The 21,108-nt window shown below is 62.3% G+C and carries 19 protein-coding genes; 17 read left to right on the forward strand and 2 right to left on the reverse strand.

The window, feature by feature from the left end; genetic code table 11:
* The first annotated feature begins 6 nt into the window (after window positions 1-6).
* From ACFSNN_RS06060 to pcaC, 4 genes are all read left to right on the forward strand, one after another.
* Window positions 7-657, forward strand: a complete 651-nt coding sequence (locus tag ACFSNN_RS06060) for a 3-oxoacid CoA-transferase subunit B (protein WP_134460020.1) — start codon at window positions 7-9, stop codon at window positions 655-657.
* Between the two features lie 92 nt (window positions 658-749).
* Window positions 750-2,129 (forward strand): 3-carboxy-cis,cis-muconate cycloisomerase, encoded by a 1,380-nt coding sequence (locus tag ACFSNN_RS06065; protein ID WP_134460017.1) that lies wholly within the window; start codon window positions 750-752, stop codon window positions 2,127-2,129.
* A gap of 5 nt (window positions 2,130-2,134) precedes the next feature.
* Window positions 2,135-2,926: a 3-oxoadipate enol-lactonase gene (gene pcaD / locus ACFSNN_RS06070; protein ID WP_134460014.1), complete on the forward strand. Its 792-nt coding sequence runs from the start codon at window positions 2,135-2,137 to the stop codon at window positions 2,924-2,926.
* Window positions 2,923-3,318 carry a 4-carboxymuconolactone decarboxylase gene (gene pcaC, locus ACFSNN_RS06075; RefSeq protein ID WP_134460011.1) on the forward strand — a complete coding sequence of 132 codons (396 nt, stop codon included), beginning with the start codon at window positions 2,923-2,925 and terminating at the stop codon, window positions 3,316-3,318. The genes pcaD and pcaC overlap by 4 nt, the downstream gene beginning before the upstream one ends.
* On the opposite strand, the gene ACFSNN_RS06080 is transcribed toward pcaC, so the two are convergent.
* Window positions 3,309-3,686, reverse strand: a complete 378-nt coding sequence (locus ACFSNN_RS06080) for a hypothetical protein (RefSeq protein WP_377688961.1) — start codon at window positions 3,684-3,686, stop codon at window positions 3,309-3,311. The two genes, pcaC and ACFSNN_RS06080, sit on opposite strands and share 10 nt — an antisense overlap.
* 151 nt (window positions 3,687-3,837) lie before the next feature.
* On the opposite strand from ACFSNN_RS06080, the gene ACFSNN_RS06085 reads away from it, so the two are divergent.
* The 5 genes from ACFSNN_RS06085 to wecB all read left to right on the forward strand — a co-directional run bounded on the left by ACFSNN_RS06085 (window position 3,838) and on the right by wecB (window position 11,239).
* A complete protein-coding gene (locus ACFSNN_RS06085; protein ID WP_134460006.1) occupies window positions 3,838-4,686 on the forward strand; it encodes an ABC transporter permease in 849 nt (282 codons plus the stop codon).
* A gap of 12 nt (window positions 4,687-4,698) precedes the next feature.
* Window positions 4,699-6,057 (forward strand): ABC transporter ATP-binding protein, encoded by a 1,359-nt coding sequence (locus tag ACFSNN_RS06090; protein WP_244322876.1) that lies wholly within the window; start codon window positions 4,699-4,701, stop codon window positions 6,055-6,057.
* A 78-nt stretch (window positions 6,058-6,135) separates the two neighbouring features.
* The gene (locus ACFSNN_RS06095) at window positions 6,136-8,817 is read left to right on the forward strand and encodes a glycosyltransferase (protein ID WP_244322875.1); all 2,682 of its coding nucleotides are present in this window, start codon (window positions 6,136-6,138) and stop codon (window positions 8,815-8,817) included.
* Window positions 8,818-8,881: 64 nt separating this feature from the next.
* Window positions 8,882-10,069, forward strand: coding sequence for a class I SAM-dependent methyltransferase (locus tag ACFSNN_RS06100; RefSeq protein ID WP_134459997.1), 1,188 nt, complete (start codon window positions 8,882-8,884; stop codon window positions 10,067-10,069).
* Between the two features lie 66 nt (window positions 10,070-10,135).
* Window positions 10,136-11,239, forward strand: a complete 1,104-nt coding sequence (gene wecB, locus ACFSNN_RS06105; RefSeq protein ID WP_134459994.1) for a non-hydrolyzing UDP-N-acetylglucosamine 2-epimerase — start codon at window positions 10,136-10,138, stop codon at window positions 11,237-11,239.
* Between the two features lie 21 nt (window positions 11,240-11,260).
* Here wecB and ACFSNN_RS06110 read toward each other — a convergent pair whose 3' ends face one another.
* A complete protein-coding gene (locus tag ACFSNN_RS06110) occupies window positions 11,261-11,989 on the reverse strand; it encodes a TetR family transcriptional regulator (RefSeq protein WP_134459991.1) in 729 nt (242 codons plus the stop codon).
* Between the two features lie 385 nt (window positions 11,990-12,374).
* On the opposite strand from ACFSNN_RS06110, the gene ACFSNN_RS06115 reads away from it, so the two are divergent.
* The 8 genes from ACFSNN_RS06115 (at window position 12,375) to ACFSNN_RS06150 (ending at window position 21,104) form a co-directional block, all read left to right on the forward strand.
* A complete protein-coding gene (locus ACFSNN_RS06115; RefSeq protein ID WP_134459988.1) occupies window positions 12,375-13,979 on the forward strand; it encodes a 6-hydroxynicotinate reductase in 1,605 nt (534 codons plus the stop codon).
* Window positions 13,980-14,031: 52 nt separating this feature from the next.
* Window positions 14,032-14,970: a UPF0280 family protein gene (locus ACFSNN_RS06120; protein WP_134459986.1), complete on the forward strand. Its 939-nt coding sequence runs from the start codon at window positions 14,032-14,034 to the stop codon at window positions 14,968-14,970.
* Complete coding sequence (locus tag ACFSNN_RS06125; RefSeq protein WP_134459984.1) at window positions 14,946-15,536, forward strand: amino acid synthesis family protein; 591 nt, start codon at window positions 14,946-14,948, stop codon at window positions 15,534-15,536. The genes ACFSNN_RS06120 and ACFSNN_RS06125 overlap by 25 nt, the downstream gene beginning before the upstream one ends.
* Window positions 15,537-15,609: 73 nt before the next feature.
* Complete coding sequence (locus tag ACFSNN_RS06130; protein ID WP_134459981.1) at window positions 15,610-16,194, forward strand: amino acid synthesis family protein; 585 nt, start codon at window positions 15,610-15,612, stop codon at window positions 16,192-16,194.
* A 175-nt stretch (window positions 16,195-16,369) separates the two neighbouring features.
* Complete coding sequence (locus ACFSNN_RS06135) at window positions 16,370-18,310, forward strand: ABC transporter permease (RefSeq protein WP_134465478.1); 1,941 nt, start codon at window positions 16,370-16,372, stop codon at window positions 18,308-18,310.
* Entirely contained in the window at window positions 18,307-19,116 is an 810-nt protein-coding gene (locus ACFSNN_RS06140; protein ID WP_134459978.1) for an ABC transporter ATP-binding protein, read from the forward strand. Before ACFSNN_RS06135 ends, ACFSNN_RS06140 begins: the two co-directional genes overlap by 4 nt.
* Entirely contained in the window at window positions 19,113-19,826 is a 714-nt protein-coding gene (locus tag ACFSNN_RS06145; protein WP_134459975.1) for an ABC transporter ATP-binding protein, read from the forward strand. Before ACFSNN_RS06140 ends, ACFSNN_RS06145 begins: the two co-directional genes overlap by 4 nt.
* Window positions 19,827-19,904: 78 nt before the next feature.
* Window positions 19,905-21,104 carry an amidohydrolase family protein gene (locus tag ACFSNN_RS06150; RefSeq protein WP_134459972.1) on the forward strand — a complete coding sequence of 400 codons (1,200 nt, stop codon included), beginning with the start codon at window positions 19,905-19,907 and terminating at the stop codon, window positions 21,102-21,104.
* Window positions 21,105-21,108: the final 4 nt, after the last annotated feature.

Here is a 21,108-nt window from a genome sequence, read left to right on the forward strand (position 1 = left end):
ACCGACATGAAAAAACTGACCCGCGATGAAATGGCCAAGCGCGTTGCGCTGGATATCCCCGAAGGCGCGTATGTGAACCTCGGCATCGGCGTGCCGACGCTGGTGGCCAACCACCTCGGCGCCGACAAGGAAATCTTCCTGCATAGCGAAAACGGCCTGCTCGGCATGGGCCCGGCGCCCGCCAAAGGCGAGGAAGACGACGAACTGATCAACGCCGGCAAGCAGCACGTCACGCTGCTCACGGGCGGCGCGTACTTCCACCATGCGGATTCGTTCGCGATGATGCGCGGCGGCCATCTGGACTTCTGCGTGCTCGGCGCCTTCCAGGTGTCGGCCAAGGGCGATCTGGCAAACTGGCACACCGGCGCGCCCGACGCGATTCCGGCCGTCGGCGGCGCGATGGATCTGGCGATCGGCGCAAAGCAGGTCTATGTGATGATGGAGCACCTGACCAAGCAGGGCGAGAGCAAGATCGCCGCTGAATGCTCATACCCGGTGACGGGCGTGGGTTGCGTCGACCGCATCTATACGGATCTGGCAATGATCGATGTGACCGATCAGGGCCTCGTGGTGCGCGAGATTTTCTCGGACATCGATTTCGATGCTTTGCACAAGCTGACCGGTGTGCCGCTGATCGACGGCACGCAGGCGGCTTAACGCGCCCGCAACGCGCCGCGACACGCCGGCTCGCATGCCGGCGCCTCGCGGCGTAAACTCAATCACCGACACCTTCGATCATCGACGTCACCATGCTCGACTCCAGCGCCCGTCTCACCGGACTTCTTTGCGGCACACAGCCGATGAACGACATCTGGGCGCCGCGCGCCACGCTGCAACGGATGCTCGACGTGGAAGCGGCGCTTGCGCGCGCCTCGGCAGCGCATCAAGTGATTCCGCAAACGGCGGTGCCCGCGATCGAAGCCGCTTGCCAGGCCGATCAACTCGACGCCGACGCACTCGCACGCGACGCCGCGCTCGGCGGCAATCTCGCGATTCCGCTCGTCAAGCAACTCACCGCGCGCGTCAAGGCGGCCGACGCCGAAGCGTCGAAATACGTGCATTGGGGCGCCACAAGCCAGGACATCATCGACACCGCGACGGTGCTGCAACTGCGCGACACCTTCGATCTGCTCGACACCAGCCTGCAATCAACCTGTGACGCCGTGGCGAAACTCGCTGCCACGCATCGCGCCACGCCGATGATCGGCCGCACCTGGTTGCAGCAGGCGCTGCCCATCACGCTCGGCCTGAAATTCGCGCAATGGCTCGACGCGCTGCTGCGCCATCGCGAGCGGCTCGATGCGTTGCGCGCTCGCGCGCTGGTGCTGCAATTCGGCGGCGCGGCGGGCACGCTGGCGAGCCTGCGCAATGCCGCGCCGCACGTCACGCAATCACTTGCAAAAGAACTCGGCCTCACCGTGCCGACGCTGCCTTGGCATACGCAGCGCGATCGCATCGCCGAAACGGCGGCGCTATTCGGCATGCTGATCGGCACGCTCGGCAAGATCGCGCGCGACATCTCGCTGCAGATGCAAACCGAAATCGACGAACTCGCCGAACCGGCCGCGGCCGGCAAGGGCGGCTCGTCGACCATGCCGCACAAGCGCAATCCGGTTGGCTGCGCGGCGGTGCTGACGGCCGCCACGCGCGCGCCGGGGCTGGTCGCCACGGTGTTCGCCGGCATGGTGCAGGAGCACGAACGCGCGCTCGGCGGCTGGCAAGCGGAGTGGGACGCGCTGCCGGATCTCGCGCGTCTCGCGGGCGGCGCGCTCGCCAACATCGAACAGATCGCCGCGGGGCTGAACGTCAATGTGCCGCGCCTTGCCGCCAATCTCGACGTCACGCACGGCCTGATTCTCGGTGAAGCGGTGATGCTCGCGCTCGGCGACAGCATCGGCCGGCTCGACGCGCATCATCTGGTGGAGCGCGCGTCGAAAGCCGCGATCCGCGACGGCCAGACGCTGTTCGACGTGCTCGCCGCGGACCCGGCTGTCACCGCGCACCTTCCGCCCGAGCGCCTGAAGCAACTGCTCGATCCGGCTCAATACGTCGGCCAGGCGCACGCTTATGTGGACGCCGCGCTGGCCCTTCACACCACGCGCTCGCAGCGCGACCATTCCAGGGAGTAACCGGCATGCCTTACGCCGCAGTCAACGGGACCGAGCTTCACTATCGAATCGACGGCGACCGTCACGGCAACGCGCCGTGGATCGTGTTGTCGAATTCGCTCGGCACGGATCTGTCCATGTGGGCGTCGCAAGTCGCGGCGCTGTCGAAACACTTTCGCGTGCTGCGCTACGACACGCGCGGCCATGGCCATTCGGAAGCGCCGAAGGGTCCTTACACGATCGAACAGCTGACCGGCGACGTGCTCGGCCTGATGGATACGCTGAAGATCGCCCGCGCGAATTTCTGCGGAATTTCCATGGGCGGCCTGACGGGCGTTGCGTTGGCGGCGCGTCACGGCAACCGGTTCGAACGCGTCGTGCTGTGCAATACGGCGGCGCGCATCGGTTCGCCGGAAGTGTGGGTGCCGCGCGCCGCGAAAGCGCGCAGCGAAGGCATGCTCGCGCTCGCCGATGCCGTGCTGCCGCGCTGGTTCACGGCCGACTACATCGAACGCGAGCCGGCGGTGCTGGCTCTGATTCGCGACGTGTTCGTGCATACCGACAAGGAAGGCTACGCGTCGAATTGCGACGCCATCGACGCGGCCGACCTGCGCCCCGAAGCGCCCGGCATCAAGCTGCCGGCGCTGGTGATCAGCGGCACGCACGATCTGGCCGCGACGCCGGCGCAAGGCCGCGAGCTGGCGCAGTCGATTCCCGGCGCGCGCTACGTGGAACTGGACGCCTCGCACATTTCCAACATCGAGAAAGCCGACGCTTTCACGAAGACGGTGATCGATTTCCTGACGGAGCAGAAATGAACGACGAAGATCGCTATGAAGCCGGCCTCGATGTACGCCGCGCGGTGCTGGGCAGTGCGCACGTCGACCGGTCGCTTGCGAATCGCAATGAGTTGACGGAAGAGTTTCAGAATTTCATCACCCGCTATGCATGGGGCGAAATCTGGACGCGCGACGGCTTGCCGCGCCACACGCGCAGCCTGCTGACCATCGCGATGATGGTCGCGCTCAATCGCAGCGAGGAGCTCGCACTGCATCTGCGCGCCGCGAAGAACAACGGCGTGACGCGCGAGCAGATCAAGGAAGTGCTCATGCAAACCGCGATCTATTGCGGCGTGCCGGCGGCCAATTCGGCGTTTCACCTTGCGGACAAATTGTTCCGCGAAGACGACGCAGCGGCAACTCAGCCGTAAGCCATGCAATCGAGCTGACGTGCCAGGCAGCGGGCAAATGCACGCTGCTTCTCAACATCGACGATGTTCGACTTCATCCAGCCTGCAACGGGTTGTGATAAGGATACCTGAGATCCGGCGGCGTTCGACCTGGACGCCGCGCACTGCGAGATTCGGTCGCATTCCACTCCCGTCGATTTTTGCAGAAAATTCGCACACTGAATTGAATTTTCCTGCAAACATTTCTGACTTTCCTGTTTGCGCATCGTCATTTTCCAAGATTTTGGCCGGCCCAATTCGTTGACAATACGAAGGCCTGTGAGCTCTCTGCTATTAATCTTCTTGCACGTTTTAGATGTGAATTTAGCCGCCTCAAGATAGTGATTCACTCGCGTGAGTCCGGCTGGTCCGTAGGATTTTTCAAGAGCAATGGAGCCTCCTCCGGCTGGCGGAATCCCGGCAGGTTCATCTGACGCCGCATGGTTTGCCTCTTCGTTTGACCGTTAAACCAGCCGGCGCTGTTCAAGGCGATCTGCCAATATGAGTTTTACCTATAAACACGATGGTCGCGAGGAATCTCATCCCCGTGCTCATTTTCGTGATCTTTTTTTGCTGCCTTGGCAGCAACGCCAGCTTATCGTTGCGCTAACCAGGCGTGACATATTGAGCCGGTATCGCGGGTCGGTAATGGGACTGGCCTGGTCCATCGTTCAGCCGTTAATCATGCTCGCCATGTACACGGTTGTTTTCGGCACCCTGTTGAAATCGCGCTGGCCTGGAACCGACAATAGTTTTCAGTTCGCGGTGATCCTGTTCGTGGGCCTGATTCTTTTCAATTTTTTCGCCGAGTGCCTGAATAGAGCGCCGACCATTATCACGACCAACGCGAACTACGTGACGAAGGTCGTCTTTCCTCTCGAGATCCTGCCGTGGATTACGGTCGCCTCGGCGGCCTTTCACTTCCTGACGAGTTTTGCCGTCTGGGTTGTCTTTGCGCTGTGCGTATACGGAAAGCTTCAATGGACGATCGTCTTTTTGCCGGCGCTCTTCGTCCCGCTCGCATTTGTCGGCGTGGGCGTGGGTTGGCTGTTCGCCGCCACCGGCGTCTACGTGCGTGACCTGACGTACGTCACCACGCTGCTTTCATCGCTGTTGATGTTCCTGTCGCCGGTTTTCTACGCGCTCGACACTTTGACGCCCGCTTTCAGGGCGCTCATTCTGACCAATCCGCTTACGTTCATCATCGAGCAGGCGCGCGCGGTCATGATTGCGGGCGAGTTGCCTGACTTCGTGGGGATAGCGATCTATCTTTCATGCAGCGTCGGTTTCGCGTGGATCTGTCTGGCCTGGTTCCAGAAGACACGCGAGGGTTTCGCGGACGTTCTGTAAATACCGATGCTCATGGAAATGAATCAAGCCGGCAAGCCTGAAACCACGATTCAGGTGACGAACGCCTCGAAGCGTTTCGACATCTACGAAACGCCGCTCGATCGTCTCAAGCATATCGTCTTCCCAAAACGCACCGGTTATTCGCGGGAATTCTGGGCGCTTCGGGACGTATCGCTCTCGGTCACACGCGGCGAAACGGTCGGCATCATTGGGCGCAACGGCTCCGGCAAGTCCACGCTTTTGCAGATAATTTGCGGAACGCTTCGCCCCACGCAGGGTGACATCGCGATCAACGGTCGCGTGGCGGCCTTGCTCGAACTGGGAGCCGGTTTCAATCTGGAGTTTTCCGGCCGGGAAAACGTCTATCTGAACGCCGCCATGCTGGGAATGACGTCTGAGCAGATCGAACGGAAATTCGCCAGCATCGAGCAGTTCGCGGAAATAGGCGATTTCATCGATCAGCCGGTCAAGACGTATTCGAGCGGCATGTATGTGCGCCTCGCGTTTGCCGTGGCCATTCACGTCGAGCCGGCGGTCTTGATCATCGACGAAGCCCTTGCTGTGGGCGACGCGCGTTTCCAGGCCAAATGCTTCAACAAGATCAAGGAACTGAAGGAATCGGGCGTCACGATTCTTTTCGTGTCGCATGACGTGGGCTCAGTGCGAACCTTGTGTGAGCGCGCCGTTTGGCTCGATGGTGGCCGGGTTCGGATGGAGGGTGGCGCGTTCGCCGTCACCGCGCAATACACGCAGTTCATGTCCGAAGGACTTGGCGAAAGCGAGGCGATCGGAATATCCAGCCAGCCGGCAGACAGCGCGGCCGGACCTGACGAAGAAGCGAAGCAAAACGGTCAGACCGCGGAGAACGCGGGGCGCCTTGCCTCGACTGCCAGCGACGAACCGATCAACCATTGGGGCACACATATCGGATCGATCGTGTCGTCTCAGGTCCTGGACTCGGACGGTCGGCGCCAGAGCGTGTTCACGGCATTCGAGCCGATGATCGTCCGCCTGGCGATCCAGATTCCTGATGGCGTCGATCGCCGCGCGCTGAGCGTGGCTTTCTCCATCAAGGATACAAAAGGCACGGACCTGATCGTCCGAACCACTCACGACGAGAAAGGCATTGACTTCGAGTTCGACGGCAGCGAGTTCGAAATCGAGTTTCGCCTGAGAAACCAGCTCAACACAGGCCGGTATCTGCTCGTGGCGGCCCTCGAAGACCGGTCCGCCGCAGTGCCGCAGTACTACGAGTACATCGAGGGCGCCTGCTATTTCTCTTCCTACGTTGAGAGCGATCGATACGGGCTGTTCCTGCCGGACATCACAGAAAAAATACGCATGGACGAGACGTCTCTACTCAGGCGCTGACGGCATCAGAAAGAGCAATTGGAATAACGGCGACTCGAGAGGTTGGCCATGGACGGACAGGAAGCAATGCCAAACGTAATGCGCAGACAAACCCTCGCATCGGTCACGAAGCGGAGCACTTCGATCTCCGACGCGGATGCTCTCATCACGCAACACGAGCAGATTGCGGAGGAGCAGCGGCTCGCGCGCAGAGACCGGTACACACTGGCGAAGCGGTTGTCGGACGCGCTGTCGGAAATCCATAGTCTCAAGCGCTCGCTGAACGACGTATCGAGCGAGCTTGGGCTCGAGGTTCGCGAGCGCGAGCGGGTGCAGGGCGCCCTTAGTGAAGTCTTCGAAAGCAGTTCGTGGAAGTTGACCGCGCCTATGCGACGCATTGCGAGCGCGGTTTACGCGTTGGCGGCGCGCGGCAAGACGCAGGCGCCGGCTGCTGCCGGTGTTCCCATGCATGACGTCCTGCCCATAGCCGGCGGAGACTACGAAACCCATACGCGCGCCCAGGCGACATACTTTGGCAACTACGCAAAGGATCCCTCGAAACAAAGAAGGCACCAGATCAGCCGCCTGCTCTCGGCGCATCCGGACCGCCGCGGTGTGCTGCTGTGCCCGGTTGCCTACGATCTTTCGCTCAAGCAGCGTCCCGACCACATCATGGCCGAGTTCGCCAAGGCGGGTTATCTTTGCGTGATGCTGGAGTTCGGCGGTCTTTATCCTGTTATCCAGCCCAGGACAAAAAACCTGTACGTGTCCAACATGGTCGAGGATTTCCTCGGCTATTTCCAGGACGAGCCGGTCACGCTGTATCTCCACTGGCCGGGTTTCAAATACGTCGCCGAAATTTGCCGTGCCGCATTGACGATCTACGATGTTCTGGATGACCTGACCATCTTCGCGAACTATTCCGACGTCATGCGGTGCGACCATGAGGTCCTGCTGCAAATCGCGAATGTCTGCCTGTTCTCGTCGAATCGGCTGTTTGAGGCGAACCGCGCGAAGGTCACCAATGCGCTTCTGCTGGAAAACGGCGTGTATCCCGAAGACTTCACTCACGGCGAGCGCGAGCGATGCGACGTGCCGGCGAAGCTGTACGAGATGGTGGCGAACCGGAAGGTTGTCGGCTACCACGGCGCGATCTCCGAGCTACTCGATTTCGATTTGCTCGACGAAATCGTGCGGCTCAGCGGCATTGTGCTGCTGTTCGTCGGTCCCGTCGTCGCTTTCGAGCCGCAATACAGCGTCGAGGTTCAGGAGCGCATGGCGCGGCTGAAGACGTTCGACAATTTCATTCACCTCGGTCCGAAACCATATGCCGAACTGAAGCACTACCTTGCCTGGATCGATGTCGGTATCGTGCCGTTCGTGGTCAGCGAGAAAACCGACCCCGTTTCGCCGCTGAAGCTGTTCGAGTATCTGGCCGCGGGGAAGCCGGTGATCGGCACGCCGACCCGTACCATCAGGGAGTATGAACACGCCATGATCGTCGCCTCGGGAATCGACTTCGTCGACGCGGTGGCGAGCGGAGATTGGTCGACGGCATACACGGAGGCGTCGGCAGAGGTCGCGGGCGCGCACGCCTGGCCGGTGCTTCACGCGCCGTTGCTCAGACAGGTCAACGCCAGGAACGTGACGCGGCTGACGGCCCCTTCCGCGCGGCGCACGATGAAAGTCGACATCATCAATGTCAACTTCTACGACTGGAACGGCGAAACCGTCTACAAGGGCGGGGCGGAACGCTACGTCTACGACCTGGCGGTCGTGCTCCATGACATGGGGTGCGAGGTTCGCCTGTTGCAGAATGCCCGGGAGCCTTTCGAGCGCGATTTCCGAGGCGTGAAGGTTGTCGGGGTCAAGGCCGCGGACAACTTTGATTTCGACATGATGTCGAGCAATTATGCCGAATATTGCGCGGATGTCGATCTCATCATCGCGTCGCCGACTGAACTCGCCGCTTCGCTTGGAAAAACCAGGCGCGTCATCTCGATCAACCACGGCATTCATTGGGACGGCGCGTCCAATAACCTCGCAACATTTGACCGGGGACGTTATGAAACGCTGTTCCGCGCGCTGCGCAACAGCGACCAATGCGTGTGTGTCGACACGAACTTTATCAACTGGGTGCGCACCTATGACTGGGCGCTCGCCAACACGCTGACATACGTCCCGAACTACGTCGATCTGGATTCTTTCAGGAGCCAGCCGAAGAACTTCGAAACGGAGGAGTTGTGCGTTCTCCTGCCGCGCCGGCTGTATGAAGCGCGGGGTCTCTATCTGACCATCAACGCGTTCGATCTTCTGTTTTCGCGGCGCTCGGATATCCGTCTGGTCCTATGCGGTCAGGCGATCGATCGAGATGCGGAAGCGGTGAAAGCGTTCATGGCGCGTCACTCGCACCGGGTGACGTGGACCGAATACGACATGGAAGAGATGCACAAAGCCTATGTCGATAGCCATATCGTGCTGGTGCCGACCATGTATTCGGAAGGAACGTCACTGTCCTGCATCGAGGCTCTGGCGACCAATAACGCGGTCATCGCGACCAACGTTGGCGGATTGCCGAATCTGATTGTCGACGGCTACAACGGCAAGCTGATTCGAGCGGACTATATCGAGCTTGCGACCGCTATCGAAGAACTGGCCGACGATCGAGTGAGGCTCGCCAGACTCGCGGCGCACGGACTTGAGTCGTCGGCCGCGTTCGCGAAGAAGGAATGGGAAAACCGCTGGCGCGAGGTCATCGAAAGCACGCTGACTGTCGACTAGGTATCGTCGACCCCATCGCGAACGCGCGCGCATTCAATGGAATGCGCAGACCAACAGGCCTTGTATGACCGACATCAACTCGAAGCAATACTGGGACCATCGTTTCTCGACGGACTGGGTGTCTGCCGGCGGACATGGGCAAACGCGATTTTTCGCGACGCTTGCGGCCAAGCTGATGCCGGACTGGTTCAAGGACCTGGTGTTGCGCGAGCAATGGAAGATTTGCGACTGGGGTTGTGCGGAGGGGCAGGGCGTAGACGAACTGAGTAAATGGCTCGGCGTGAACTCCATCACCGGTGTCGATATTTCGGAAGTGGCGATTGGGAAAGCCCAGGCGTCTTTTCCGCACAGGCGTTTCAAAGCGCAGTCTCTCGACGACCTGGACGACTACGACGTCATTTTTTCGTCGAATACGCTTGAACATTTCGACAGCCCGTTTGATGTCGTCGCGCGTCTGGCCGAGCATACGAAGCGCTTTCTGGTTCTGCTTCTGCCGTTTCAGGAATATGACCGGATTCCCGAGCATTTCTTCACGTTCGACCTGGACAACATTCCCGTCTGTCCGGTGGCCGGTTTCGCCGCGGTGGCCTGCCGCGTCGTCGATGCGGCAAAAATCAATATCGACTACTGGAACGGCAAGCAGATATTGGTCGTCTACGCACGGCTCTCGGCGCTCGGAGACACCCGGCCCGATCTGCGCAACTTTTTTACGGGCGACGATACCTACGAGGCGTTCGCGCTAGAGCGCAGTCAAAGCATTGCTCAACAGCACGCCTCGGAGAGGGAGCAGTTCGCGGCGCAGCTTGCTCAAAGTCATAGCGAGTATGCCGCGACGACCGCGCGACTCGAATCGACAGAGAAGACGCTGCAGCAAGTATGCGCGGAACTCGATACGCAGAAAGCAGAGCTGAAGCGCTCGCAAGAGACGCTCGCCGAACGGGATCAAGCGCTCGACGAATTGAGGCAAGCAATCACCGAGCGGGAGCAGACAGTCCGCGAACTAACACGAGCAATCGCCGAACACGACCAGACAATGGGCGAAGCGAGCCAGGAATGCCGCGCGCTGTCTGCGGAGATTGCTTCGCTTCATGCGTGCGTCGAAAGATACAAGAGCGAAGGCGAACAATGTGCGGCGTTGCTGACCGAAGCGCGAGCGCATGCGGACGCGGTCGAAAGGCAATTGAACACGATGCTGCGCTCGAAGACGTGGCGGCTGCGAAGCGCGATCCGCCGGTTGGCCGGTAGAGCGTGACCATGCAAAGGTCCGCCACCTGCTATAGCCGCCTACCCTCTATCAAGTCCAATACCGGAAAACGCTGTGAAAAAACGTAAGATCATCGTCACCATCGGAACACGTCCTGAAGCGGTAAAAATGGCGCCGCTCGTCAAGCAGCTGCAGCGCGAAGAATGGGCGGACTGCCGCGTGCTGGCAACGGCGCAGCATCGCGGCATGCTCGACCAGGTGTTGCGGCTGTTCGAGATTAAGGCCGATATCGACCTCGATATCATGCAACCCAATCAGTCTCTGCCCATGCTGACCTCGCGGCTCATGACCAGGCTCGACGATGTGCTTGCCGCCGAACAGCCCGACGTGCTGCTCGCACAGGGCGACACGACTACTGTATTGACGGCGGCGCTGGCATCGTTTTACCGGCGCGTGCCGGTCGGACATGTCGAAGCGGGATTGAGAACGGGCGATCTGTCGAATCCGTTTCCGGAAGAAATGAATCGTGTGGTCGCGAGCCGGTTGGCGCGCTGGCATTTCGCACCGACGGAGACAGCGAAAAAGAATCTCCTCACAGAAGGCATCGATGCAGCGAGCGTGTTCGTCACCGGCAACACGGTTATCGACGCGTTGCTGGATGTGGCCGCGCGGTGCGATGGCGCAACGCCTTTCAAGGGCGATAGCCGGCTGATTCTGGTGACCTCGCACCGTCGCGAGAATTTCGGCGAGGCGTTTCAGAACATCCTTCGAGCAATCAAAACGATCGCCGATAACAATCCCGGCGTGCACGTCCTCTATCCCGTTCACCCCAATCCGAACGTACGCGAGACGGCATACGCCCATCTCGACAATCATCCGCGGATCACGCTGTGCGAACCCCTGGATTACCTGCCGTTCGTTGCGGCGATGAAGCGCGCCTATCTAATCCTGACCGACTCCGGCGGTGTACAGGAAGAGGCGCCGGCGCTCGGCAAACCGGTGCTCGTGCTGCGGCGCGAGACGGAGCGTCCGGAGGCCGTCGCGCACGAGGTCGTCAAGCTAGTGGGCACCGAATACGCCGACATCGTCTCGAACACGCAACGGCTGCTCGACGACCCGGCCGAATACTCGCGCATGGCGCGAGGCGTGTCGCCTTACGGTGACGGCCAGGCGTCCGAACGAATCGTAAGCGTATTGAGAGATCACTTTCAGGTGTAGCGCCAACTTGCGGTGAGGCGGTCATGCCTCGCTATTCTGGCTTGCCTCGTTCAAGGCAGCGGTAAGCGCCGTCGCACCCGGCTGCGGCGGCAAGCCCGAGCGCACCGCGCGCAATACCGTGTCCTTGATAACCTCGCGCCAGTGGTCGAGCGACGCCTTGTCCATCAAAGGCTCGCCGAGAAACGCGCCCAACGTGTACTGATTGGCGTTATAGAAGTAGCCGAGCGACGCGATCATCAGATAGACGTCGCGCGCTCTGACGTCGCTACGAAAGACGTGTTGTGCCTGACCCGCGTCCAGTAACTTTTGCACCACCGAAATCGCGTAGCCGGAAATCTCCTTCAGCTTCAGCGATTTCTTCGCGTGCTTGCCCTGGTGCAGATTCTCGCTGGAGAGCAGCGTGACGAACTCGGGATGATCGAGGTAATACTGCCAGACGAATTCGACCATCTGTTCGAGTCCGTGCACGGGATCGTCCAGATCGAGATCGAGCTTGCTTTCCGCCTCGTTGAATTGCGTATAGATCGTTTCGAGAACTTCGACGAACAACTGTTCCTTGCTGCCGAAGTAGTAGTAGATCATGCGGTCGTGCGAGCGCGCGGCCTTTGAAATACTTTCCACGCGTCCGCTCGCATAGCCCTGCTTGGCAAAAACCTTGATCGCCGCTTTCAGAATTTTGGCGCGCGTGTCCTGCGCCTGTTTCGCACGGATGCCGGTGGCGCCCGGCTTGCGGGCGGCGGTGGGACTCATGGCGGTCTCGGATCTCTTGTTAGCGTCAGGTTGAACGGCATGCGCCGCGGCCGGCCAGGCGGGCGCGCGCCTTCATCATACAGCCCGCACGGACTGCTGCGGCATGCGCTGCGCGATCATTCACTTCGGCGTAGATTGAAGCGTGACCACGCTGCCAATAAAGCGGCGATGTGGCATTGCACCAATCGCGCGCACGCCGGTAAATACGTTGCACAGACTAAATTGATCGAGTAGATTTCTAACGAGTTTGGTGTAGCGGATACTACACGAACGGTGAGTGACCGCAACATGGAAATCGGCGGATCACGCGAAAGTACCTGCAAACAGGCACTATTCGTCAGCCGGAGCGGGACCGATTGTAATGTCGTCGTATGGGAACTCCACCATGACAGAACATACGAAGGTCGATTTCGGTGCGGACAGCGTCGACGGCGAAACCGCCTCGACGCCGGGTCCGACCGTGCTCGAGAAGGCCGCGCCACGCAGCGAGCGGATGGCGTCGAACAAGATCGAATGCAATGCCTGCCCGGTGCTGTGTCAGATATCCGAGGGGCGCACCGGCGCGTGCGATCGTTATGCGAACGCGGATGGGCGGCTGATTCGCGTCGACCCGGTGGTGTTTTTGTCGCGCGCGTCTTTATCTTCAACGTCCGAGGCGAATGCCGCGATTGAATTCGGTGCATCTTCGGAATCTGAAGTGCACGACTCCGCTGCCGGGCAGGCATTGTTCGTGACCGGCGTCGGCGCTTCCTCTACCTATCCCGACTACAAGCCCGCGCCTTTTATCGTCGCCTCGAAACTCGACGATGTCGACATGATCACGGTCGTTACCGAAGGCATTTTCAGCTACTGCAGTTTCAAGGTGAAGATCGACACCGACCGCTTCCTCGGGCCGGAGCAATCGAACGTGCGCTGCCACGGAGAGATAGTCGGCCATGTGACGACGGCGGAATACGGCTCGCAGATGCTGAGCCTCGGCGGCGTGCACCATCTCACCGGCGGCAGCAAGAAGGAAGGCCGCGTGACCTGCGACATGATGCTCGCGCTCGGCAACAAGGAAGCGGTGGAGCTGAGCATCGACGGCGGCGCGAGTCTCGTGATTCGCGCGGGCGCGGCGCCGATCGTCGACGGTGTTGAGGAGCAGCGCATGCGTGTGGGCTGCGGCTCGGCGACTATCGGCATCTTCGCGAAGCAATGGTTCGGTCATGCCGACGAAGTGGTGGTGGTCGACGATCACATCACCGGCGTGCTCACCGAACATCAGGCCGGGCGCTGCCTCGGCATGACGCGCTCAGGCGTGAAGATTCGCGGACGCAAGTCGACGCCGGGCCGCTATTTCCAGGTGGCGAATCCGGGCACCGGCTGGGGCGGCACCGACATTCAGGACCCGCTCGCGATTGTCGAGGGCTTCGACCCCGCCGTCGCCAAACCCGGCATGCGCTTATTGATGGTGTCGACCACCGGCGAACACGCCCAGTGGTACGAACTGGATCAGAACCTCGTGCCGCGCATCGCGGCGATGCCCGATACGGTGCGCCGCACGGTGGAGCGGATCGGCGAGAACTGCGAGCCGTCGCTCGCCACCGTGCTGTTCCTCGGCGGCGCGGGCGGCAGTCTGCGGGCGGGCGCCACGGAGAACCCCGTGCTGCTCACGCGCGCGATCAAACAGAAGCTGGTCAACGTGACCTGCGGCGGCGCGCCGGCTTATGTGTGGCCGGGCGGCGGGATCACCGTGATGGTCGATGTCGCGCGCATGCCGGACCGTTCGTTCGGCACGGTGCCGACGCCGGCGATCGTCGCGCCGATCGAGTTCACCATGACGTACGACGCGTATCGCGATCTCGGCGGTCATCTCGACGCGGTGCGGTCGTTGGAGAGCGTGCTCGCGAACGGGCCGGAACATGCGGAAGGCGCGCCGCGCGCGCGCCGTACGCTGGCGCGCAATCCCGACAACCCCTGGCCGCCCGCCATGCCGCCGATGCTTGGCTGACCGGGCGGACGCCTGCAAGACACGTGACGAAAAGACGAGCACAACGCACACCATGAACCCCACACGCACCCGACTCGATGCGACCCGCTGGCACTGGCAGCATGGGCCGATCGATCTGATCCTCAGCGCGGACGGCACGCCCCAGGCGGTGCAAGCCGCGTATGAGGCGTGCTGGGCACGCTTTGTCGATGTGCTTGCGGAACTCGTGGGCGAACTGAAGCAGCTCAAGCAACCTGTTTCATCGCAAGCCGCGCTGCACGACGACGCATTGCAAGGCCCGGTTGCCCGCCGCATGTGGTCGGCCTGCCATCCTCACCGCGCGCGCTACATCACGCCGATGGCCGCCGTGGCGGGCAGCGTGGCCGATGAACTGATCACCGCATTTGCGCGCGAAGGCGTCTCACGTGCCTACATCAACAACGGCGGCGACATCGCGCTGTATCTGACCGAAGGGCAGCAATACCGCGTCGGCGTGTTCGCGGACCTGGCGTCGTTTTCGGCCGTGCGGCTGTCGCGCGATCACGCGCTCGACGCCAATCTGACGCTCGACGCCAGCCTGGCCGTTCGCGGCATCGCGACGAGCGGCTGGCGCGGCCGCAGCTTCAGCCTGGGCATTGCCGACAGCGTCACCGTGCTCGCGCGCAACGCCGCCGCCGCCGACGCTGCGGCAACCATAATCGCCAACGCAGTCGATCTGGATCACGAGGGTATTCTGCGGCGTCCGGCTTCGTCGCTGAAAGACGAGAGCGACCTGGGCGACATGCTCGTCACGGTCGACGTGCCGACGTTGCCGCAGCCGCTGATTGATTTCGCGCTGGCACGTGGCGTCGAAGCCGCGCGGCGTCTGCTCGACCAGGGCTTGATCGAAGGCGCGGCGCTTTTTCTGCAAGGAAGCGTGCGCGTCGCCGGCATTCATGACGCAAGCGGTCTGCTCTCGCAGAGCGCGCAAATTAAAACGGAGGCTCCGTGTTTGAAATACGCCGCGTGCTGACGCACGTCGAAGACATCTTCCACGAGTTCGGCCCCGCGCCCGCGCAGCCGCTCAGGCGCGGCGCGATTGCCGCGGTGATGACCAACCCGTTCGCCGGCCGTTACGAAGCGAAAATCGAGCACGCCATGGAAGCGCTCAAGCCGATCGGCTTCGATATGGCGCAACGGCTGCTGGCGGCGATGGCGGTGCCGCATGCGTCGATCGAGAGTTACGGCAAGGGCGCGATTGTCGGCGCGCGCGGCGAACTCGAACATGGCGCGCTGTGGCATGTTCCCGGCGGCTATGCGATGCGTGAGTTGCTGGAGAAAAACGGCGTGCCCACCAACGCCATCGTGCCGTCGACGAAGAAAGTGGGCGCGCCGTCCACGCCGCTCGACGTGCCGCTCACACACGTGAACGCGAGCTACGTGCGCAGCCATTTCGATGCGATCGAAGTGCGCGTGCCCGGCGCGCCCGCTGCGGACGAACTGGTGTATATCCTCGTGATGAGCACGGGGCAGCGCGTGCATGCGCGCGTCGGCGGCCTCGCGAAAGAGGCGATCTTGGGCAAGGACGGTTTGCGCTGAGCGGCGCCTGAATCACGCGCCGCGCTAAAGCATTGAAACCAAGCAGAGCAGGCATCGAAACTCGGAGAGCGAAATGGCAATCAAGCTTCGCAAGCTGGTCGTGCAAGTGGATGAAACACGCATTGAAATGGGCCAGGCCATCGAGCCGCCGGCGCGCCGCGCGGTCGCGATTGCGGTGATCGATAATCCCTACGCCGGCCGCTTCGAGGCCAAACTCGACGCGCTGATCGAAGCCGGCGAAGAGTTGGGCGCGTTGCTCGGTAACAAGTGCGTTCAAGCGCTGGGCATCGCGCCCGGCGAGGCGCAAAGCTATGGCAAGGCGGCCATCGTCGGCGAGGCTGGCGAACTGGAACATGCCGCGGCGATTCTGCATCCCAAGCTCGGCGCGCCGCTGCGGGTAGCGGTCGAAAAAGGCGCGGCGCTGGTGCCGTCGGCGAAAAAGATGGGCACGCTCGGCACCGCGATCGACGTGCCGCTTGGCCATAAAGACGCCGCCTTCGTGCGCAGCCATTTCGATGCGATCGAAGCGCGCGTATCGGACGCTCCTCGCGCGAATGAAATTGTCGTGGCCGTCGCGGTGACGGCGTCGGGGCGGCCGCTGCCGCGCATCGGCGGCTTGCAGGTGAGCGAGATCAAGGGCGAAGACGGTTTGCGCTGAGGAGTTTGCATTCGGCGTTTTCGCCGGCGCCCCAAGGGACTTTCTTCGGGGCGTATTGTATTGTCCTGCCGTTGATGCGTGCGCGCATGGTGCCGCACGCGCTGCAATGTCTGCCGATCGCGTCGAATGCGCCCAAGCCGCGCCTTCGCTATTCGGCAAGCTGCCAAGGGTCGCGATGCTTTCGAATTTGCTGGTACAGCTGGTCAACGGACTCGCCGACGCGTCGACGCTGTTTCTCGTCGCCGCCGGTTTGTCGCTGATCTTCGGCGTGACGCGCATCGTCAACTTTGCGCACGGCTCGTTCTATATGTTCGGAATCTATCTCGCGTACAGCATCGCGAGCCGCTTCGGACATACGACGGGCGGCTTCTGGCTGTCGGTGCTGGCGGCGGCGCTGGTGGTCGCGGTGCTGGGCGCGCTGGTCGAGATGGTGGTTCTGCGGCGCATCTATCAGGCGCCCGAGTTGTTTCATCTGCTCGCCACGTTCGCGCTGGTGCTGATCTTTCGCGATGCCGCGCTGTGGCTCTGGGGTCCGGAAGACCTGTTCGGACCGCGTGCGCCGCATCTGGCGGGCGCGGTCGATTTCCTCGGCCATCCGCTGCCGACTTACGACATCGCGCTGATCGTGATCGGGCCAGTGGTGTTGCTGCTGCTTTGGTACGCGCTGACGCGCACGCGCTGGGGCACGCTGGTGCGTGCCGCGACACAGGATCGCGAGATGCTCGGCGCGCTCGGTATCAATCAGGCGTGGCTGTTTACAGGCGTGTTTTTCGTCGGCGCGTTTCTCGCGGGCCTGGGCGGCGCGCTGCAAGGGCCGCGCATGTCGGCGAATCTGTCGCTGGATCTGGAGACGATCGGCAACGCGTTCGTCGTGGTGGTGGTCGGCGGCATGGGCTCGATTCCGGGGGCGTTCGTCGCCGCGCTGATCATCGCGGAGATCAAGGCGCTGTGCATCGGCATCGGCCATGTGACGATCTTCGGCGTCGGGCTGTCGTTGAGCCGCTTCACGCTGGTAGCGGAATTCGTCGTGATGGCCGTGGTGCTGGTGGTGCGGCCGTGGGGTTTGCTCGGCCGCGCGAGCGCCGCGGTGCGCGGCATGGCGGCGCCGGAAACGCCTTTGCGTCCGGCGGGCAAGCGTCTCAAGTGGCTGGCCGCCATTGCTTTGCTGGTGCTGGTGCTCGCGCCGTTGGCGGCCAACGCGTTTCCGTACATGCCCGTGCTGCTGGTCGAGATCCTGATCGCCGTGCTGTTCGCCACGAGCCTGCATTTCATCATGGGACCGGGCGGCATGCACTCGTTCGGCCACGCTGCGTATTTCGGCTTGGGCGCGTACGGCGCCGCGCTGTTCCTCAAAGTGCTGAATCTGCCGATGGAAGCCGCCTTGCTGCTCGGCCCGCTTTTGGCCGTGGCCGGCGCGCTGGTGTTCGGCTGGTTCTGCGTGCGCCTCTCCGGCGTGTATCTCGCGATGCTGACGCTCGCGTTCGCGCAGATCGTCTGGTCGGTCGTGTTCCAGTGGGACGACGTGACGGGCGGCAGCAACGGCATTCTCGGTTTGTGGCCGTCGAACTGGTTGTCCTCCCCGGTGGCCTTTTATTACGTGACGCTCGTGTGCGCCGTGATCGGCGTGTGGCTGTTGCGCAAGATGCTGTTCTCGCCGCTGGGTTACGCGATGCGTGCCTCGCGTGATTCGGTGCTGCGCGCCGAGGCGATCGGCATCGACGTGAAGCGCGTGCAATGGGCCGCGTTCGTGATCGCGTCGCTGTTCTGCGGGCTCGCCGGTTCGCTGTATGCGTTCTCCAAGGGCACGATTTCGCCGGAAGTGATCAGCGTGAGCCGTTCCGTGGACGGTCTCGTGATGGTGCTGCTCGGCGGCTTGCAGACGCTCACCGGGCCGATCGTCGGCGCGGCTGTGTTCACGTGGTTGCAAGACACGGTCGCGCGCCAGACCGACTATTGGCAGGCGCTGTTGGGCTTCGCGATCCTGCTGCTGGTGATCGCGTTTCCGCAGGGAATCGTCGGCTTCATTCGCGAGCGTTTCGGCGACGACAGTGCCGATCCCGCGGACAGGAGCGCCGTTTCGCCTTCCCAACGCGCCGCGATCAAGGAGGGGCTATGAGCTTGCTGCGCGTCTCTGGCCTCTCCAAATCGTTTGGCGGACTCAAGGCGGTCGACGATGTCTCGTTCGATCTCGAAGCCGGCCAATTGCTCGCGCTGCTCGGACCCAACGGCGCCGGCAAGTCGACCTGTTTCAACATGGTCAACGGACAATTGCCGCCTTCGTCTGGATCGATCCGTCTCGACGGTCAGGAACTGGTCGGCATGCGTCCGCGCGATATCTGGCGGCTCGGCGTGGGCCGCACGTTTCAGATCGCCGCGACTTTCAATTCCATGACCGTGATCGAGAACGTGCAGATGGCGCTGGTCTCGCGCGAACGCAAAACCTTCGGTCTATGGAAACCCGCCGGCGCGCGCTACGCCGACGAAGCCCTCGCGCTGCTCGACCAGGTCGGCATGGCCGCGGACGCGAACCGCGCTTGCGGCGTACTCGCTTATGGCGACGTGAAGCGCGTGGAACTCGCGATCGCGCTCGCCAACCGCCCGAAGCTGCTGCTGATGGACGAACCCACTGCGGGCATGGCGCCGAAGGAGCGCAATGAACTGATGGCGCTGACCAAACGCCTCGTCACCGAACACAAGATCGGCGTGCTGTTTACCGAGCACAGCATGGACGTCGTATTCGCCTACGCCGATCGCCTGATCGTGCTCGCGCGCGGCAAGCTGATCGCCGAGGGCGACGCCGACACGATCCGCAACGACCCGCGCGTGCAGGAAGTCTATTTCGGCACCGGCAAGACCTTCCAGCCGCACGCGCCGCTGCACGACGCAGCGGGCGGCCGTCAGGGACAAGGAGCGCTGCAATGAGCGAGCCGATGCTGAAAGTCTCCGGCCTCAACGCGTTCTATGGCCGCGCGCATATTCTGTTCGACGTCGGCCTCGAAGTCGGGCGCGGCGAGGTCGTTGCGCTGATGGGCCGTAACGGCGCCGGCAAATCCACCACGATGAAAGCGGTGATGGGTTTGCTGCCGCGCCGTCAGGGCGAAGTGAATTTTCGCGGGCAGAACATCGCGGCGCTGCCGCCGTACAAGATCGCGCGCATGGGCATGGGCTTTGTGCCCGAGGATCGGCGCGTGTTCGCCGATCTGACCGTGATGGAAAACCTCGCCACGGGCCGTCAGCCGCCGCGCGACGGCGCGCCGCAATGGACGCCGGAAAAACTGTTCCGGCTCTTTCCCAATCTCGGCGAAATGCCGCAGCGGCCCGGCGGGCAAATGAGCGGCGGTGAGCAGCAGATGCTCACCGTCTCGCGCACGCTGATGGGCAATCCGTATCTCGTGCTGCTCGACGAACCGTCCGAAGGCGTGGCGCCCGTGATCGTCGAACAGATGGCGAACATGATTCTCGAACTCAAGCGCGAAGGGCTGTCGATTCTGTTGTCCGAACAGAACCTGCACTTCGCCGAACTGGTCAGCGACCGCGCGTATGTGCTCGAAAAAGGGCAGATCCGTTTTAGCGGCACGATCGGCGAACTCGCACAGAACGAAACAGTGAGGCGCGCTTATCTGAGCGTGTGATTCCTTCCATCGGCGCGCGCGAAATGCATGCTGTGACACTTCGTGAGCGCCGGGCAGTCGTTGCGAAAGGAGAGGCAGATGGCAGCAGAGACGTTGACAGGCTTGTCGGGCAAGGTCGCGGTAACCAATATCGGGCTGCTGTTATCGGGCGACATCGATCAGCCGATTCTCGACGCGGACACGCTCCTGATCGACGACGGCGTGATCGTTGCGGTCGGCAGGGAAAAGGACTGCGATCTCGAAGGCGCGCGCACGACGGTGGATTGCAAAAGCACGACGGTCGCGCCCGGACTCATCGACTCGCATGTGCACCCCGTGTTCGGCGACTGGACACCGCGGCAGAATCAGATGGGCTGGATCGAATCGAATCTGAACGGCGGCGTCACCACGATGATTTCCGCCGGCGAAGTGCATTTGCCCGGCCGCCCCAAAGACGTGCTCGGCGTGAAGGCGCTTGCGATTACTGCGCAACGTTCGTTCGAAGGCATGCGGGGCGCAGGTGTCGGCGGCGGCGTGAAGGTCATGGCGGGCGCGCCGGTGATCGAGAAGGGCATGGTCGAAGAGGACTTCAAGGAGCTGTCCGAAGCGGGCGTGAAACTGCTCGGCGAAGTCGGCCTCGGCAGCGTGAAAGGCGGCGAGGAAGCCGCGCAAATGGTCGCATGGGCGCGCAAGTACGGCATTCAGAGCACGATTCACACGGGCGGTCCGTCCATTCCCGGCTCGGGCCTGATCGATCGCGACGTGGTGCTCGCGGCCGATGCGGACGTGATCGGCCACATCAACGGCGGGCATACGTCGCTCTCATACCGGCATGTTTGCGATCTGTGCGAGCAGTCGAGCCGCGCGCTGGAAATCGTCCACAACGGCAACGAACGGATCGCCTTGCTGACCGCGCGTCATGCGATCGAATTGAAGTGCCCGCACCGGATCATTCTCGGCACCGATAGTCCCGCCGGTTCCGGCGTGCAGCCGCTCGGCATCTTGCGCATGATCGCGCTGATTTCGAGCCTCGCCGACGTGCCCGCGGAAATCGCTTTTTGCTTCGCAACGGGCAACACCGCGCGTCAGCGCAATCTGCGCCAGGGGCTGATCGAAGTGGGCCGCCCCGCCGACCTCGTGTTCATGGATCGCGCACAACATACGGCGGCCGATACGCTGCTCGAAAGCGTGCAGCTCGGCGATATTCCGGGCGTGGGGATGGTGATGATCGACGGTCTGATCCGCTGCCGGCGCAGCCGTAATACGCCGCCGGCTACCGAAGTGCCGGTGGTGCTGTGAGCAC

It is taken from the genome of Paraburkholderia dipogonis (assembly GCF_042680985.1).
Lineage (GTDB): Bacteria > Pseudomonadota > Gammaproteobacteria > Burkholderiales > Burkholderiaceae > Paraburkholderia > Paraburkholderia phytofirmans.

Excerpts from the sequence above, each read along its gene's own strand:
- ACFSNN_RS06140 (WP_134459978.1), top strand. The coding sequence starts at position 18,307 with ATGAGCTTGCTGCGCGTCTCTGGCCTCTCCAAATCGTTTGGCGGACTC.
- ACFSNN_RS06060 (WP_134460020.1), top strand. The coding sequence starts at position 7 with ATGAAAAAACTGACCCGCGATGAAATGGCCAAGCGCGTTGCGCTGGAT.
- ACFSNN_RS06065 (WP_134460017.1), top strand. The coding sequence starts at position 750 with ATGCTCGACTCCAGCGCCCGTCTCACCGGACTTCTTTGCGGCACACAG.
- ACFSNN_RS06115 (WP_134459988.1), top strand. The coding sequence starts at position 12,375 with ATGACAGAACATACGAAGGTCGATTTCGGTGCGGACAGCGTCGACGGC.
- ACFSNN_RS06150 (WP_134459972.1), top strand. The coding sequence starts at position 19,905 with ATGGCAGCAGAGACGTTGACAGGCTTGTCGGGCAAGGTCGCGGTAACC.
- ACFSNN_RS06130 (WP_134459981.1), top strand. The coding sequence starts at position 15,610 with ATGGCAATCAAGCTTCGCAAGCTGGTCGTGCAAGTGGATGAAACACGC.
- pcaD (WP_134460014.1), top strand. The coding sequence starts at position 2,135 with ATGCCTTACGCCGCAGTCAACGGGACCGAGCTTCACTATCGAATCGAC.
- ACFSNN_RS06100 (WP_134459997.1), top strand. The coding sequence starts at position 8,882 with ATGACCGACATCAACTCGAAGCAATACTGGGACCATCGTTTCTCGACG.
- ACFSNN_RS06095 (WP_244322875.1), top strand. The coding sequence starts at position 6,136 with ATGCGCAGACAAACCCTCGCATCGGTCACGAAGCGGAGCACTTCGATC.
- ACFSNN_RS06085 (WP_134460006.1), top strand. The coding sequence starts at position 3,838 with ATGAGTTTTACCTATAAACACGATGGTCGCGAGGAATCTCATCCCCGT.
- ACFSNN_RS06120 (WP_134459986.1), top strand. The coding sequence starts at position 14,032 with ATGAACCCCACACGCACCCGACTCGATGCGACCCGCTGGCACTGGCAG.
- ACFSNN_RS06090 (WP_244322876.1), top strand. The coding sequence starts at position 4,699 with ATGGAAATGAATCAAGCCGGCAAGCCTGAAACCACGATTCAGGTGACG.
- pcaC (WP_134460011.1), top strand. The coding sequence starts at position 2,923 with ATGAACGACGAAGATCGCTATGAAGCCGGCCTCGATGTACGCCGCGCG.
- ACFSNN_RS06145 (WP_134459975.1), top strand. The coding sequence starts at position 19,113 with ATGAGCGAGCCGATGCTGAAAGTCTCCGGCCTCAACGCGTTCTATGGC.
- ACFSNN_RS06135 (WP_134465478.1), top strand. The coding sequence starts at position 16,370 with ATGCTTTCGAATTTGCTGGTACAGCTGGTCAACGGACTCGCCGACGCG.
- ACFSNN_RS06110 (WP_134459991.1), bottom strand. The coding sequence starts at position 11,989 with ATGAGTCCCACCGCCGCCCGCAAGCCGGGCGCCACCGGCATCCGTGCG.